The organism is Brucella intermedia LMG 3301 (assembly GCF_000182645.1).
GTDB classification, from domain to species: Bacteria; Pseudomonadota; Alphaproteobacteria; order Rhizobiales; family Rhizobiaceae; genus Brucella; species Brucella intermedia.
The window spans coordinates 1354292-1369046 of sequence record NZ_ACQA01000002.1 but is presented as its reverse complement, the minus strand read 5'-3'; the positions used below and the strand labels follow the sequence as shown (position 1 = coordinate 1369046).

The following is a 14755-nucleotide window of genomic DNA, read 5'->3' as shown; positions in this document are numbered from 1 at the left end:
AAATTGATTCCTATCATAAAAACAATATAGATGTATCGCTGACAGATACACACTTTCGCTCTGGGGATAAAATCGGTATATGGGAGTATGCTCGTGCTCAAGCGCGTGGCTGTGGCTGGCTTCTTGCATGAAACGAACACCTTCGCCTCGGCGCCAGCCGATATGGCGGCGTTTGTCCAGGGGGGCGGATATATTCCGCTCTCTCGCGGCGAGGCGGTTCTTCAAAATGCGCGGAATGTAAATCTTGGCATTGCCGGTGCGCTGGATTTCGCTCGCGAAGCCGGGTGGGAAGTCGTTCCCATTTTGTGGGCCGGTGCTATTCCGTCCGCCCCGGTCACCCGGGATGCCTATGAAACTATCGTTTCAGAAATTGTCGAAGGGCTCAGGGATTGCGGCCGCCTCGACGGGATATTCATCGACTTGCATGGTGCTATGGTCGCCGCGCATGTCGACGATGGCGAGGGGGAGCTGCTTGAGCGTGTGCGGGCGGTTCGCCCGACCGAACCGATAGCTGTCGCCCTCGACCTCCACGGAAATATCACGCGAAGGATGTTCGAACACTGCGACGTGATGGTAGGTTTTCGTACCTATCCTCATGTTGATATGGCCGAAACCGGCTACCGGGCGGCACAAGCGTTGCAAGCCTTGATGGACAAGCCGAAGGGCTGGCACAAGGCGATGCGGCAGGGTGATTACCTAATCCCGATTGCCTGGCAATGCACGGATGAGGAGCCGGCTAAAGGCCTTTATGCCCTGACGGCGGAGCTGCCTGAGAATGTGTTGACGGCATCCTTGTTCATGGGCTTTCCGGCAGCAGACTTTGCCGAATGCGGTCCGTCCGTTTTCGCCTATGGTTGGGATCGGACGGCCGTTGAGGCCCACGCAAACGCGATCATTGCCGCATTGGCCGCTGCCGAACCCTCCTTTGCGGGCACGGCTTATCAGCCAGAGGAGGGAGTGGCGAAGGCGATTGAGCTGGCGCGAGACGCACGCCGACCGATCATCATCGCAGATACTCAGGATAATCCGGGAGCAGGTGGCAGTTCCGATACGACCGGGATGCTTCGTGCACTCGTGGCCTGTGGTGCGGAGCGGGCTTCCATCGGGTGCATTCACGACCCGGAAGCGGCAAGGATTGCACATCAGGCCGGAGAGGGAGCGGCGGTGGAAATCGCGCTCGGCGGCAAGTCGGGGATTGAGGGCGACGCGCCGTTCAAGGCCCTGTTTACCGTGGAAAAGCTTTCGGACGGCAAGGCTCATGCGACAGGACCCTACTACGGTGGAACCTGGCTGAACATGGGGCCGTCAGCATGCCTGCGTGTGGGCGGCACACGGATCGTCGTCACCACCAATCTCGCCCAGATGGCGGATCGTGCGCTTTATCGCATGGTGGGTATCGAGCCGGAAAAGGAAGCCATTCTCGTCAATAAGAGCTCGGTACATTTTCGTGCAGACTTTGCACCCATTGCCGAACAACTCCTGGTCTGCACCGCACCGGGCGCGATGCCGCTCAGCCCGGCCAGACTATCATGGAAAAATTTGCGTTCGGGCATACGGCTGGAGCCGCTCGGACTGGAATTCAAATAAAAACAAAAACAACCTTCAGAGGAACCCAAGCAGATGCAGTTTTTCAAATCTCCTGAACCTGGCCCCGTTCTTCGCAGGCTTAAATTTGGCCTTGCCGCTTCCCTGTTTGCTCTGGGCGCTGGCAACGCATGGGCGGAAACCACACTCACTGCCGTAATGCATTCGGATTTGCGCATCCTCGATCCGATAATCACGACTGCGCATATCACCCGCGATCATGCCTATATGATCTATGACGTGTTGATCGCCGTAGACGAGAACTTCAAGCCTCAGCCGCAGATGGCCGACTGGACCGTTTCAGACGACAAGAAGGTCTATACTTTCACGCTGCGCGACGGTCTGAAATTCCACGATGGAGCGCCCGTCACGGCTGCTGATGCCGTGGCTTCACTGGAACGCTGGTCCAAGCGCGATGCTGGTGGCCAGCTTATCATGGACATCACAGATTCGCTTAAGGCGACCGATGACAAAACCCTTGTGTGGACCCTGAAAGAGCCGTTCGCGCCCTTCCTCGATACACTTGCCAAGCAGGCGGCACTGCCTCCTTTCATCATGCCCGCGCGTATCGCGGCGACGCCCGCCGATACAGCCATCACCGAACATATAGGTTCTGGGCCGTTCAAATTCGTGCCGGGTGAGTTCCAGCCCGGCGTCGGCGTGAGCTACGTCAAGAATGAGGATTATGTTCCGCGTAAGGAACCAGCAAACTGGATGGCTGGCGGCAAGGTCGTCAATGTCGACAAGGTTCGCTGGGTGACGATGACCGATGCGCAGACAGCCGTAAATGCCCTGACCAGCGGCGAGATCGACTATATCGAGCAGGTACCGGTTGATCTCGTTCCATTGCTCGAAGGTGACGATAGTGTTGTGCTGGAGCAGCGAGATCCGTTGGGATACCAAACGATGGGCCGTCTCAACTTCAAGCATCCGCCTTTCGACAATCCCGATATCCGCCGGGCAGCTTTTCTCGCCATGTCGCAGGAGCCGGTGCTTGCCGCTCTGATGGCTGATCCGAACTATTACAAGGTTTGTGGGGCGATTTTTGGTTGCGGAACGCCCAATGCCACTAATGTCGGCTCCGAGAGCATCACAGGGCAGGGCAATATCGAAGAAGCGAAGGCGCTGTTGCAGAAGGCGGGCTATGACGGCAAGCCGGTTGTGCTGATGCAGCCGACGGATGTTACCAGCCTGTCGCCGCAGCCCGTTGTTGCCGCACAACAGCTGAGAGCCGCCGGGTTTAACGTCGACATGCAGCCGATGGATTGGCAAACGCTGGTCGGCCGTCGTGCGTCCAAGGACGAACCGTCCAAGGGTGGATGGAATATCTTCTTCACGAACTGGCAGATACCGGAAATCTGGACGCCGCTGAACTCGGTCATGATGAATGGCCGTGGCGATCAAGGCTGGTTCGGCTGGCCGCAGGATGACAAGATCGAAGCGCTGAAGAAAGAATATATTTCAGCCCAGACGCCTGAAGATCAGAAAGCTGTGGTCGAGAAGATCCAGGCGCACACGCTTGAGAATGTGCTCTACATCCCGCTCGGCGAATACAACCCGCCTCAGGGACGTCGTGCCAATATCGTTGAGATGCTTGGTTCGCCCGTGCCGGTCTTCTGGAACGTGAAGAAGAACGAAGAGTAACTTTGCCCGCCGTTATCTTACCCATCTGTTTTGGGCGCGATAACTCCCAGTCCACCGCGGAGCCGGTTTTTTCAGCCGGTTCCGCATCACGCGGGGCGTGCATATGGCTGTCTATCTCATAAAACGCATTTTTGCGCTGGTGCCGGTGTTGTTGCTGGTATCGATTTTCGTATTCCTCCTCCTGAGACTGACGCCGGGCGATCCGGCTGCAATTCTCGCGGGGGATGCCGCGACGACGGAGCAATTGGAGCGTATTCGTGAGGCCATGGGCCTTAATGAACCGATTCTGACGCAATATTTCACATGGATGGGGAAGATCTTTCAGGGAGATCTTGGTGTTTCGTTGATTTCGGGCGTGCCTGTTCTTGATATGGTTTCACAGCGCATCGGACCGACGATTTCGATCGCTGTCCTGACCATCATCATTGCGATCCTTGTTGCGATACCGATGGGTGTACTTGCTGCATGGCGGCACCGCTCATGGATCGACTATCTGGTAATGAGCTTTTCCGTTCTCGGCTTCTCCGTCCCGGTTTTTCTGGTCGGCTATGTGCTGTTGCTGGTCTTTTCCGTCAATCTGGGCTGGCTGCCGGTACAGGGGTTCAAACCGATCTCGGCGGGTTTGGGCGCCTTCATGGAACGGGCCATCCTGCCTGCGCTGACACTGGCTTCCATCTATATCGCTCTTATCGCCCGCATGACCCGTGCGGGGATGCTGGACGTGCTGGGCGAGGATTATATCCGGACCGCGCGTGCCAAAGGTGTCAGTGATCGCCGTCTTCTGTTCGTGCATGCTTTGAAGAATGCGGCCGTGCCTGTCGTTACCATTGTGGGGACGGGCTTCGCGCTGCTGATCTCCGGCGTCGTGGTCACGGAAAGCATCTTCAACATACCCGGTATCGGCCGCCTGACGGTCGATGCGGTGCTTGCCCGCGATTATCCGGTAATTCAGGCCATGATCCTGCTGACGAGTGCACTCTATGTGTTCGTCAATCTGCTGATCGATCTCTCATACACATTGTTCGACCCGAGGATTCGTTATTGATGTGCACAGAATCGACATCGGCTGGCATGCACTGGATGCTTCGCCTGTTTTCGCTGCCGCGCGTCGCCCGCGTTGGCATCGGACCGCTGATTGCTGCCTTGCTTCTCGCCGCAATCATTATTCTCACCCTGATCTCTCCGTGGATCGCACCCCATGATCCGCTGGCCATGAACCCGATGATGCGTCTCAAGCCACCTTCAGACGAATATCTGCTTGGCACGGACAATTACGGTCGGGACCTTTTCTCGCGTATGATCCTCGGGGGGCGCATTTCCCTCCTCATCGGGCTTTTCGCGGCGGCTTCCTCGATAATGGTCGGTGTATTCATCGGTCTCATCGCCGGATTCTTCCGTACTGCTGATGCAATCATCATGCGTATGATGGATGCGCTGATGGCGATGCCCTCGATCCTGATCGCCATTGCGCTGGTCGCGCTTAATGGGCCCTCCATTGGTTCGGTGATCGTGGCGATCACCATTCCGGAAATTCCCCGGGTGGTGCGTTTGGTCCGTTCAGTCATTCTCAGTGCCAGAGAGGAGCCTTATGTCGAGGCCGCCTTGGCGCTCGGTTCCAGCACGCCGAAAATCCTGTTCCGACATCTTCTGCCGAACACAATGGCACCGCTGATCGTGCAGGGCACATATATCGTTGCATCGGCGATCCTTACCGAAGCAATCCTTTCCTTCCTTGGAGCTGGCATCAGCACCGAGATACCGACCTGGGGGAACATCATGGCGGAAGGGCGCCAGTTCTTTCGCATCAAGCCGTCGATCGTGCTCTGGCCGGGACTTTTGCTGACGCTATGCGTCCTTTCTATCAACCTTCTGGGCGATGCGGCACGCGACACACTCGATCCGCGCCTGAAAAAGCGGGAGGGCTGACATGGAACTGCGAAATCGTGACTTTTCGGCAGAACCTGTCGTTTTGGAAGTGGATAATCTTGCCGTGGCACTTCCCGCAGGCACGCCTGTACTTCGTGGCGTGAGCTTCGATATTCGAAAAGGCGAAACCGTCTGTCTGGTAGGTGAATCGGGTTCGGGAAAATCCGTCACATCCCTCACGGCCATGGGGCTTTTGCCGCAAAATGCACTGCGCGTGACGGGTGGTGTAATCCGCCTCGACGGGCGGGACCTGCTGCAACTATCGCCGGCTGATATGAAGCAGATGCGTGCCACGCGCATCTCGATGATCTTTCAGGAGCCGATGACCGCGCTCAATCCTGTGATGCGGGTCGGAGAGCAGATCACGGAAGTTCTGGATATCCATACCGGGCTTTCGGCTGCCGCCAAGCGTGCCAAAGTCATCAATATCATGGAGCAGGTCCATCTGCCGGACGTGGAACGCATCTACCAAAGCTATCCGCATCAGTTGTCGGGCGGCCAGCGCCAGCGCATCATGATTGCCATGGCGCTTATCCTGGAGCCCGTGGTTCTGATTGCAGATGAGCCGACCACAGCGCTCGACGTAACGACACAGAAGCAGATTCTGTCCCTGATCGCCGAACTACAGGAAAAGCACGGAACAGCGGTGCTGTTCATCACGCATGATATGGGCGTCGTTGCCGAAATCGCGGACCGGGTCTGCGTCATGCGCAGCGGCGAAATCGTGGAGCGTGGCACTATTCGTCAGGTTTTGTCTGAACCTCAACAGCAATACACGAAGGATCTGCTTGGCTCCGTTCCAAGTCTCATCCCTCGCCCTGCACGCGGACAGGAAGAGCGGGAAGCCGTCATCCGGGTGCGTGATCTCGGTATGACTTATCGAAGCGGCGGGCTTTTCAGCAGGAAGCCAGGCGTCGAGGCATCGCGCGCGGTCAGCTTCGATCTCCAGCCGGGGCGAACGCTGGGCATTGTTGGCGAATCGGGTTCAGGCAAAACCACCGTGGCGCGTTCGATCATGCGTCTGATCGAGCCGACGGAGGGAGAAATCGTCGTGGGCGGACGCGACATTGCCCACCTTGGAAAACGCGACATGAAGCCGTTCCGAAAAAAACTTCAGGTAGTCTTTCAGGACCCGTTTCGCTCGCTCAATCCTCGTTGGACCATCGAACAGAGCCTGACCGAAGGGCCGCTGAACTATGGCGTTCCCTATGAGGATGCGGTCACTGAAGCGAGGCGTCTGCTCAAGATCGTTTCATTGCCGGAAGATGCGCTGAAGAGATATCCGCATCAGTTTTCGGGCGGGCAGCGCCAGCGCATCGCGATTGCGCGCGCCGTCGCTCTTCGCCCGGACATTCTCGTCGCTGATGAAGCCGTGTCTGCGCTCGATGTGTCCGTGCAGGCGCAGGTTCTCGATCTTCTGGCTGAATTGCAGAAGGATACCGGTATCGCGATTATTTTCATCACGCATGACCTGCGTGTTGCGGCACAGATTTGCGATGAAGTGCTGGTAATGAAGCACGGTCAGGTTGTGGAGCAGGGTAACGCCGCGGACGTGCTCGGCAATCCTTCCCACGACTATACGCGCTCGTTGATCGAAGCCGCCCCGGGCCGCTTCTGGGATTTTGCCGCGGGACGTCCCGCAGCCTAATCGAAGGGCTGCAGGTGGCAGCCCTGGTCTTCAAAGTTTCAAACAGGAATGAAATCATGCCCATCATACCGTTTATTGAGGAGAAAGCCGGCGAGATGCGCGCGGTTTTCGAAGATCTCCATCGTCATCCCGAAATCGGCTTCGAGGAGAAGCACGCTTCCGGTGTTGTGGCCGCTCTGCTGGAAAGATGGGGTTTCGATGAAGTTCATATCGGCATCGCCGGGACCGGCGTCGTCGGCATATTGAAGGGGCGCAATGGTGGCAATCGCCGTATCGGCTTGCGCGCCGATATGGACGCATTGCCCATCGATGAGATTTCCGGCGTCCCCTACAGCTCGCAAAATCCGGGGCGCATGCATGCATGCGGCCATGACGGACACACGACGATGCTGCTTGGCGCCGCACAGTATCTTGCGGCAACGCGCAATTTCGAAGGCAGCGCGGTTTTTGTCTTCCAGCCAGCCGAAGAAGGCCTTGGTGGAGCGCGCAGGATGATTTCGGAAGGGCTTTTCGAGCGATTTCCCTGTGATGAAATCTATGGAATGCACAATCAGCCCCTCGGAACACTGGGCAAAGCCGCGATTCGCAAGGGCGCAGCCATGGCGGGCGCCAGCTTCTTCGACATCAAGCTGACCGGCAAGGGCAGCCATGCGGCCCAGCCGCATAATGCGCGTGACGTACTGGTGATTGGTGCCGATCTCGTGGGCCAACTGCAGACCATTGTTTCCCGCAATATTCCAGCTACGGAAGCCTGTGTCGTCTCCTGCACGCAATTCCATACCGGCAGCGCCTACAACATCGTGCCGGAAGTCGCGACGATCACCGGCACGATCCGTTATTTCGAAAAGCGGGTCTGCGATCTGGCCGAAACCCGCCTGCGCGAGATCTGTTCCGGTATCGCTGCAGGTTACGGCATTACTGTCGATGTCGATATCCGCAACGTGTTTGATGTTCTGCGCAACGATCATGAATTAACCGACGCTTATATCGCTGCAGCACGCGATGTGCTGGGCGAGGAAAACGTGACCGAGGATTGCCCCGCTTTCATGGGCAGCGAAGATTTCGCCGACATGCTAGCCCGCGTTCCCGGTGCTTACATCAATGTGCTGCACGGCGGCAAAGCCGCCCTCCACAATCCTGCCTTTACGCTCGATCCCGCGACGTTGCCCATCGGATCGTCGATCTATGCCCGGATCGTGGAAACCCGTTTGCCAGTGAATAAGGAACTTTCCGCATGAGTGCGCATGAATTGCCGTTCGATCTCAATGAGATGATTGCCCGCTTGCGTCCATGGATCGAAACAGAAAGTCCGACCTTCGACGCGGCCGCCGTGAACCGCTTGGTTGACACTGCGGCCTATGATTTTGCTGCTGCCGGTGCGAGCGTGGAATTCATACCCGGCCGCATGGGCTTTGGCGGGTCGTTGCGTGCCCGTTTTCCCCATGCGGATCAAGGCAGGCCGGGCATTCTGGTTTCCGGCCATCTCGATACGGTCCATCCGCTCGGCGTCATCAATGTGAACCCCTATCGCCGCGAGGACGGCAAGATTTACGGGCCGGGCATCCAGGATATGAAGGGCGGCAATTTCGTGGCCCTTGAGGCAATGCGCCAGATCGCCCGTTCCGGACTGACGACAAAGCTGCCTGTGACGTTCCTGCTGACCCCTGACGAGGAGGTCGGAACGCCCTCCACACGTGATCTGATTGAGCAGGAAGCACTCAAAAACAAATATGTGCTTGTCCCTGAGCCGGCGCGCCGCGACGGTGGTGCCGTCGTGGGACGTTACGCGATTGCGCGCTATAATCTCGAAACGATAGGACGTCCGAGCCATGCTGGCTGGTTGCTCAAGGAAGGTCGTTCTGCAATCCGCCGCATGTCGGAAAAGATACTGGAGATCGAAGCTCTGACGACAGACGACTGCACCTTCTCGGTCGGTGTCATTCATGCGGGACAATGGGTCAATTGCGTATCTTCGAGCTGCAAGGCGGAAGCACTCAGCATGGCCAAGACCCAGCGGGATCTGGAAGAGGGTGTTTCTCGCATCTTGGCGCTTGCCGGCGTGAAAGACGATGTGGAATTCATCGTGACGCGCGGCGTCACGCGCCCGGTTTGGGAACACGGACAGCCGCAAGATATGGAGCTCTTCAACTTCGCCAATGATATTGCGAAGGAGATCGGGTTCACGATGACGGCCCAGAGTTCGGGCGGTGGTTCGGACGGCAATTTCACAGGCGCGCTTGGCGTGCCGACGCTCGATTCCATCGGCGTTCGGGGGGAAGGTCTTCATACCCTGGGTGAACATATCTTCGAGGACAGCCTCATAGAACGGGCGCGTCTCCACGCGGGCTTGTTTCTGCGGCTCAACTGAACAAACGGATACAGCCATGCGCGACAAGAAGCGACTTGCAGCCCATGAGGTTCCAGGTCTTAAGGAAGACGTCACGATCAGGGTCGACCGGTGGGGCGTAGCCCATATTCAGGCGAACAATTTTCATGATCTTTTCTTCGCGCAAGGCTGGAATGCCGCACGTGATCGCCTCTGGCAGATCGATATCGCGCGCAAGCGCGGTCTCGGCCTGCTGGCACGTGATTTCGGCCCCGGCTATCTCGAACAGGACAGGGCGGCGCGGCTGTTTCTCTATCGCGGCGATATGGCACCCGAATGGAAAGCCTACGGGGCTCACGCGGAAGAAATCTGCTCCGCATTCGCCAATGGGATCAATACCTATATCGATGCCTGCGATGCAGGTTCGATACCACTTCCGCCGGAATTTACGCTGCTTGGCCATCGCCCCGACCGATGGAAGGCGGAAGATGTGGTGCGCGTGCGCACCCACTCGCTGACACGTAATGCATCTTCCGAACTATTGCGGTCAAAGGTGATGGCCGCTGTTGGAAGCGAGCTTGGCGCAAGGCTCGATGGATTGCGCAAGCAGTTGTCGCATGGCGTTGTGTCGAAGCCGGTCGATGGGTTTGATCCGGCGATCATGACGGATCGAGTTTTGCGTGATTTCAATCTTGCGGTCAGTCCGGCGACATACTCCCGTGACAGGCTTTCGGCCACGCTTGAGGATGCAGCACTCTGGACGACCGTTACACCATCCGGTGAGATCATCAGGGCTTCCTTCGAAGAAGGCTCAAACAATTGGGCAATCTCAGCCGAGAAAACCACTACAGCGCGCCCGATACTGGCGCTTGATCCGCATCGGACGCATGTCTTGCCGTCTATTCGTTACGTAGTGCATCTGTCGGCGCCGGGCCTTGATGTGATTGGCGCAGGCGAACCGATGGTGCCGGGAATATCGATGGGTCATAACGGGACTGCCGCTTTCGGGCTCACCATTTTCGGGGCGGATCAGGAAGACATCTATGTCTATCGGACCCGTGAAGATGATCCTGAACGATATGTGTATCGGGATGGTTGGGAAAAACTCACGACCATTACGGAAGCCATTCCAGTAAAAGGTTGTCCAGACCAGTCAGTGACACTGGAGTTTACCCGCCATGGCCCTGTCATCTATCGGGATGCTGTGAACAATAGGGCTTTTGGACTGCGAACCGTCTGGATGGATGCTGGTATGGCACCTTACATGGCCAGCCTCTCCGTCATGGAGGCAAGGAACTATGCGGAATATGTCAAAGCGTTGAATGGATGGGGCTGTCCGTCCGTCAATCACATTTACGCGGATACGACCAATAAGATTGCATGGAAACCCTCCGGTGCGTCGCCCATACGTCAGAATTGGGATGGGTTGCTACCCGTTCCCGGTGATGGGCGCTACGAATGGAACGGTTATCTGCTCCCGCAAGCAGGACCGTGTGAAGTCAATCCCGCGCGTGGTTTCATCGCGACCGCCAATGCGATGAACGTGCCGGATGACTGGGCTGCCGCAAGCCCGGCCATTGGCTATGAATGGCTCGACAGCAGCAGGCACGACACGCTGCATCGAGAACTGTCGCGTGAAACGCCGATTTCCCTTGAGGATTGCGTGAGATTGCAATGTTCGACCTTTTCGCCCATTGCTACGCGCGCTCTGAAATGCCTGAAAGCGATGGGTGTAACGGGCGAGCCCGCCGCATGGCAACTGCTTCGAAACTGGGATGGTAATCTGGCAGCAGATTCAGCTCCTGCCGCCTTGTTTGAAGTTTGGCTCAGCAAGCATCTCGGCCCGCTTGTCGCCCGAAGGGAAGGCGCGGAGCCTCATATCATTCCGATGCTCATGCCGTTCGATGCTCCCAGCATCGTGGAATGGCTGGAAGAAGCGGTGCCGGCAGGAGAGGTCCACAAGAATATTGCACAAAGTCTTGATGATGCCTGGGCAGAATGCGTGTCATTGATGGGAGAGAAGCCGGACGAGTGGTCGTGGGGCCGTGTTCATCGACTCAAGCTCTCTCATCCCCTGCAATCCCTGACGGACGAGGACTGGTCCCTCGCGACTTTGGAGTTGGGCGGTAGCAGCTCCACCCTCAATTATGCCAATTACCGCCTCAATGATTTTTCTGTTCTGGCTGGCCCATCGGTTCGGATGGTGATCGATGTGGGAGAATGGGACAACAGCCTGTTCGTCAACAATCCGGGACAGTCTGGCTTGCCCGGCTCGCCCCATTACAAGGACCTTCTTCCCCGCTGGCACGAGGGCGCCCATTGTCCCCTGGTCTATTCACCAAATGCCGTGCAGGCTGCGACTGTGCACACGATCATGCTGAAAGCATAACCCAACAAGGTTGCCGTCCCGCCTTCCGTCGTATCCGGGCCGGAGAGGGATCATTCGCTGACTGCTTCCTCATCCTCCATAATACACTTGTGGATGGCTGTGCAGGCTTCCTGTTCGAGGATCAAATGGATGATTAACGTCTCTATGGCTGAAAAGCCACGACGAAGCCGAAGTTTTGACCGAAATTCCGAAAACGATAAGGCCCTACGCTGATTCTTTTCTGAGGAGATCTACAGTGTTCCAACGCATCCATGTAGCCGGGGCTGCCGCACTGCTCCTTGGTACTGCACTTTCCGGTATCGCCGTAGCGGGTGATGGCGGTGGGATCGACGCGATCCGGCTGTCCTCTGGCGGATTGGCGGAAATTTCCAGAAAAGCCGTCCCAACGGCTGACGGAACGATACAGATCGAAGTGCCTTTCGACCAGGTCGACGACGTTCTGAAAAGCCTCGTCTTGAATGGCAACGCTGGAACGATCGATCGGGTATCGCTCGCCGGACCAAGGCCTCTCGAGGAAACTTTCAAGGGCCTGCCGTTCACGCCTGAAACTTTAGCGTCAGCGCCTGCACTTCTCGCGTCCATGCAAGGTACGGTGGTATCGGTCACGAGTGGCGGAAAAACAGTGACGGGCAAGGTTCTTGGCGTGGAAACGCGCGACAGCGAGAAAACGGCTGAACGTGCACTGCTGACAGTGCTTGGCAAGGACGACCGGATTGACACACTCAAACTTGGCGACGATGCCGCGTTGACAGTCGAAGATCCGGAAATGCGCCAGAAACTGGCCGACGCCGTTGCGGCGACGGGACGCGCAAAGAATGACGGTGCACGTGTCGTTAATGTGCATATTGCCGGAACTGGTGGACAAGAAGTCCGGCTTAACTATGTGATCGCCGCGCCGATCTGGAAGACAGCCTATCGGGTGGTTGTCGGCAAGGACGCCAAGGCTCGTCTTCAGGCGTGGGCCATACTTGAAAATGCCAGCGGAGTAGATTGGAAAGGTGTGAAGATCGCGCTGTCCTCGGCCGATCCCGTTACGTTGAAACAGCGCTTGCATCAGCTCTACTGGAAAGAGCGGTCAGAAGTCGTCGTCAACACGGCGTCGGATAATGTGGCGGCACCCGATACAGGCAACTTGTTAAATCGAGTTCGGACGCGCGCCGCTTCCGATAAAAAAGCCATGATGGCGCCAACCATGGAGACTGTAGCGGAGCAGGCGGCAGTAGCGCCGGCTCCCGCGGACTATGGGGGTGGGACAGGGGAGGCGGAGACTGGCGCAACTGCCACCGAAAGCGACACTTCAGCCACGTTCGATTTGCCCGGCAGCTATGATCTGGCAAATGGCGATACCCTCTCGGTTCCTATTGCGGATGCCTCAGTGGAGGCACAGATGGTTTCTGTCTATACCGCGGGAAGCAAGCTGCGCCATCCGATTGCGGCGATCAAGATCAGCAATTCGACGGGCGCAAGCATGCCGGGCGGTATCCTGACCGTTTATGATGCCAATGCAGGCTATATTGGTGATGCCGAACTCACGGGTTTGCCCAAGGGCGATATACGGATGGCAAGTTTTGCCACGGACCGGAAAGTGACCGTAACCGAGGATCGCAAGCCAACGCAGAAGATCGTGGATATCAAAGTCGTGGATGGGGCGATCCGCACGACAGAAAAACTGCTGGAAACCACGACCTATACGATTTCGGGTGCTCTGGATGGTGAACGGACAATAGTGATCGAACATCCGGTTCGTGAGGGCTGGTCGTTTGTGTCGCAGGCAGAGAACGGTCGGACTGCCACACATCACCGGTTGCAGACAAATGTCGAAGCGGGGGGCGAAGCTTCCGTCACTGCGGTAGACGAACTGCTCCTAAGTAACAGCTACACACTGGCTGATGCGGAACCGGACGTTCTGCTGGGCTGGTCGTCGTCCGCCAGCGACAAGGGAGTGGCGGAAAAGCTTGCACAGCTTGCCGAGGCACGCAGGAAGCAGGTCGATGCGCACAGGGAATTGGAAAAATCCAGTGAAGATATTCAGCGCCTTGCCGGAGAGCAGGAGCGCATTCGCGAAAACATCAGTGCCGTTCCTGAAAATAGCGACTTGAAAACCAAGTATCTGAAAATTCTTGAAGAGAGCGAAACGAGTATCGCTCGGGCTGTTGAAAAACGCGAAGCCGCCCAGAAAGTCGCGGATCTTATCGATGAACAGGTGCGTGAGACGATCCGCCAATTTTGATTGGCCTTGAAGCTCGAGGGGCGGCTTGGCGCCCCCAACACCCATTCGCGGTGCATACCGCGCGGTCCACAGCGTTCCCTGATGGAGGCGAACACATCATGCGGCATGGGTTGAAGCTATTGGGCGTGTGGATTTGGTCGAATAACCAATAGGTTCATTTCAGGCTCGACAAACCTGAAGTGCGCTACATATCAGCAACGCTACTTTTCCATAACCAATTGATTTGTTTGGAGTTCGAATGGTGGGCGTGACAGGGATTGAACCTGTGACCCCTACGATGTCAACGTAGTGCTCTCCCGCTGAGCTACACGCCCATTCGATGTGGCGCATACACCATATCGCGTTGCGCCCGTCAATGCCCTTTTATGAAGTTTTTTCGTCTTTTTGTTGATGACAAAACAAAGGGCCGCAAATCCGCCGGATCGCCTCAGGCGGCGATCAGCATTTTTTCGATTTCATTCACCAGATCGCGCAGGTGGAACGGCTTGGAGAGCACCTTTGCGTCACGCGGTGCGTCCGAATCGGGATTGAGCGCGACAGCGGCAAAGCCTGTAATGAACATGATCTTCAGGTCAGGATCGATTTCTGTCGCGCGACGCGCCAGTTCGATACCATCCATTTCCGGCATGACGATGTCGGTCAGCAGAAGCGAGAAGGGCTCTTCCTGCAATCTTTCATAGGCGCTCGCACCATTGTCGAAGTGCGTCACGTGATAACCGGCTTTTTCCAGCGCCTTGACGAGGAAGCGGCGCATATCATTGTCATCTTCAGCTAGAAGGATTCTCTTCATTGTTCCGTCCGAATTCTGTGTCGTGTTCATCGCTCAAAAGCTGACCCTTAACGACTCAATATCCACCGTAGAAAACGCTTCTTTGGTAAATATGGAATGAATGCTCGCACGAATGTTAATTGTTATGGCGCGTATTTGGCAACAAGCTGTTCAGTGTGACAGGATTGTCGCATATGGACACCGGGAAGGGTTCGAAAGATTCGTCTTCCGGCCATTTG

General features: G+C 56.8%; 10 protein-coding genes and 1 tRNA gene. 9 read left to right on the top strand and 2 right to left on the bottom strand.

The genetic code is table 11. The features are described from left to right. Positions 1–87 precede the first annotated feature (87 nt). From OINT_RS18860 to OINT_RS18820, 9 genes are all read left to right on the top strand, one after another. Positions 88–1587: a M81 family metallopeptidase gene (locus tag OINT_RS18860; RefSeq protein WP_006469504.1), complete on the top strand. Its 1500-nt coding sequence runs from the start codon at positions 88–90 to the stop codon at positions 1585–1587. A 33-nt stretch (positions 1588–1620) separates the two neighbouring features. Continuing rightward, positions 1621–3228, top strand: a complete 1608-nt coding sequence (locus OINT_RS18855) for an ABC transporter substrate-binding protein (RefSeq protein ID WP_006469503.1) — start codon at positions 1621–1623, stop codon at positions 3226–3228. 103 nt (positions 3229–3331) lie between these two features. Then, positions 3332–4273, top strand: coding sequence for an ABC transporter permease (locus OINT_RS18850; protein WP_006473197.1), 942 nt, complete (start codon positions 3332–3334; stop codon positions 4271–4273). A gap of 35 nt (positions 4274–4308) precedes the next feature. Further along, complete coding sequence (locus OINT_RS18845) at positions 4309–5154, top strand: ABC transporter permease (RefSeq protein ID WP_376780813.1); 846 nt, start codon at positions 4309–4311, stop codon at positions 5152–5154. A 1-nt stretch (position 5155) separates the two neighbouring features. After that, positions 5156–6802, top strand: coding sequence for an ABC transporter ATP-binding protein (locus tag OINT_RS18840; protein ID WP_006469500.1), 1647 nt, complete (start codon positions 5156–5158; stop codon positions 6800–6802). A gap of 56 nt (positions 6803–6858) precedes the next feature. Then, a complete protein-coding gene (locus OINT_RS18835; protein WP_036565989.1) occupies positions 6859–8040 on the top strand; it encodes a M20 aminoacylase family protein in 1182 nt (393 codons plus the stop codon). After that, positions 8037–9170 (top strand): M20/M25/M40 family metallo-hydrolase, encoded by a 1134-nt coding sequence (locus OINT_RS18830; RefSeq protein ID WP_006469498.1) that lies wholly within the window; start codon positions 8037–8039, stop codon positions 9168–9170. The genes OINT_RS18835 and OINT_RS18830 overlap by 4 nt, the downstream gene beginning before the upstream one ends. A 16-nt stretch (positions 9171–9186) precedes the next feature. After that, entirely contained in the window at positions 9187–11517 is a 2331-nt protein-coding gene (locus OINT_RS18825) for a penicillin acylase family protein (RefSeq protein WP_006469497.1), read from the top strand. 235 nt (positions 11518–11752) lie between these two features. Beyond that, complete coding sequence (locus OINT_RS18820) at positions 11753–13747, top strand: DUF4139 domain-containing protein (RefSeq protein ID WP_050791030.1); 1995 nt, start codon at positions 11753–11755, stop codon at positions 13745–13747. A gap of 239 nt (positions 13748–13986) precedes the next feature. Here the strand turns inward: OINT_RS18820 and OINT_RS18815 are convergent. Next, positions 13987–14061: transfer RNA gene (locus tag OINT_RS18815), tRNA-Val, on the bottom strand. A gap of 113 nt (positions 14062–14174) precedes the next feature. Further along, positions 14175–14537 (bottom strand): cell cycle two-component system response regulator CpdR, encoded by a 363-nt coding sequence (gene cpdR, locus OINT_RS18810; RefSeq protein WP_002966536.1) that lies wholly within the window; start codon positions 14535–14537, stop codon positions 14175–14177. Positions 14538–14755: the final 218 nt, after the last annotated feature.

What these genes read in the sequence shown, in the direction of transcription:
- OINT_RS18860 (WP_006469504.1), top strand. Translation starts at nt 88, where the DNA reads ATGCTCGTGCTCAAGCGCGTGGCTGTGGCTGGCTTCTTGCATGAAACG.
- OINT_RS18855 (WP_006469503.1), top strand. Translation starts at nt 1,621, where the DNA reads ATGCAGTTTTTCAAATCTCCTGAACCTGGCCCCGTTCTTCGCAGGCTT.
- OINT_RS18850 (WP_006473197.1), top strand. Translation starts at nt 3,332, where the DNA reads ATGGCTGTCTATCTCATAAAACGCATTTTTGCGCTGGTGCCGGTGTTG.
- OINT_RS18845 (WP_376780813.1), top strand. Translation starts at nt 4,309, where the DNA reads ATGCTTCGCCTGTTTTCGCTGCCGCGCGTCGCCCGCGTTGGCATCGGA.
- OINT_RS18840 (WP_006469500.1), top strand. Translation starts at nt 5,156, where the DNA reads ATGGAACTGCGAAATCGTGACTTTTCGGCAGAACCTGTCGTTTTGGAA.
- OINT_RS18835 (WP_036565989.1), top strand. Translation starts at nt 6,859, where the DNA reads ATGCCCATCATACCGTTTATTGAGGAGAAAGCCGGCGAGATGCGCGCG.
- OINT_RS18830 (WP_006469498.1), top strand. Translation starts at nt 8,037, where the DNA reads ATGAGTGCGCATGAATTGCCGTTCGATCTCAATGAGATGATTGCCCGC.
- OINT_RS18825 (WP_006469497.1), top strand. Translation starts at nt 9,187, where the DNA reads ATGCGCGACAAGAAGCGACTTGCAGCCCATGAGGTTCCAGGTCTTAAG.
- cpdR (WP_002966536.1), bottom strand. Translation starts at nt 14,537, where the DNA reads ATGAAGAGAATCCTTCTAGCTGAAGATGACAATGATATGCGCCGCTTC.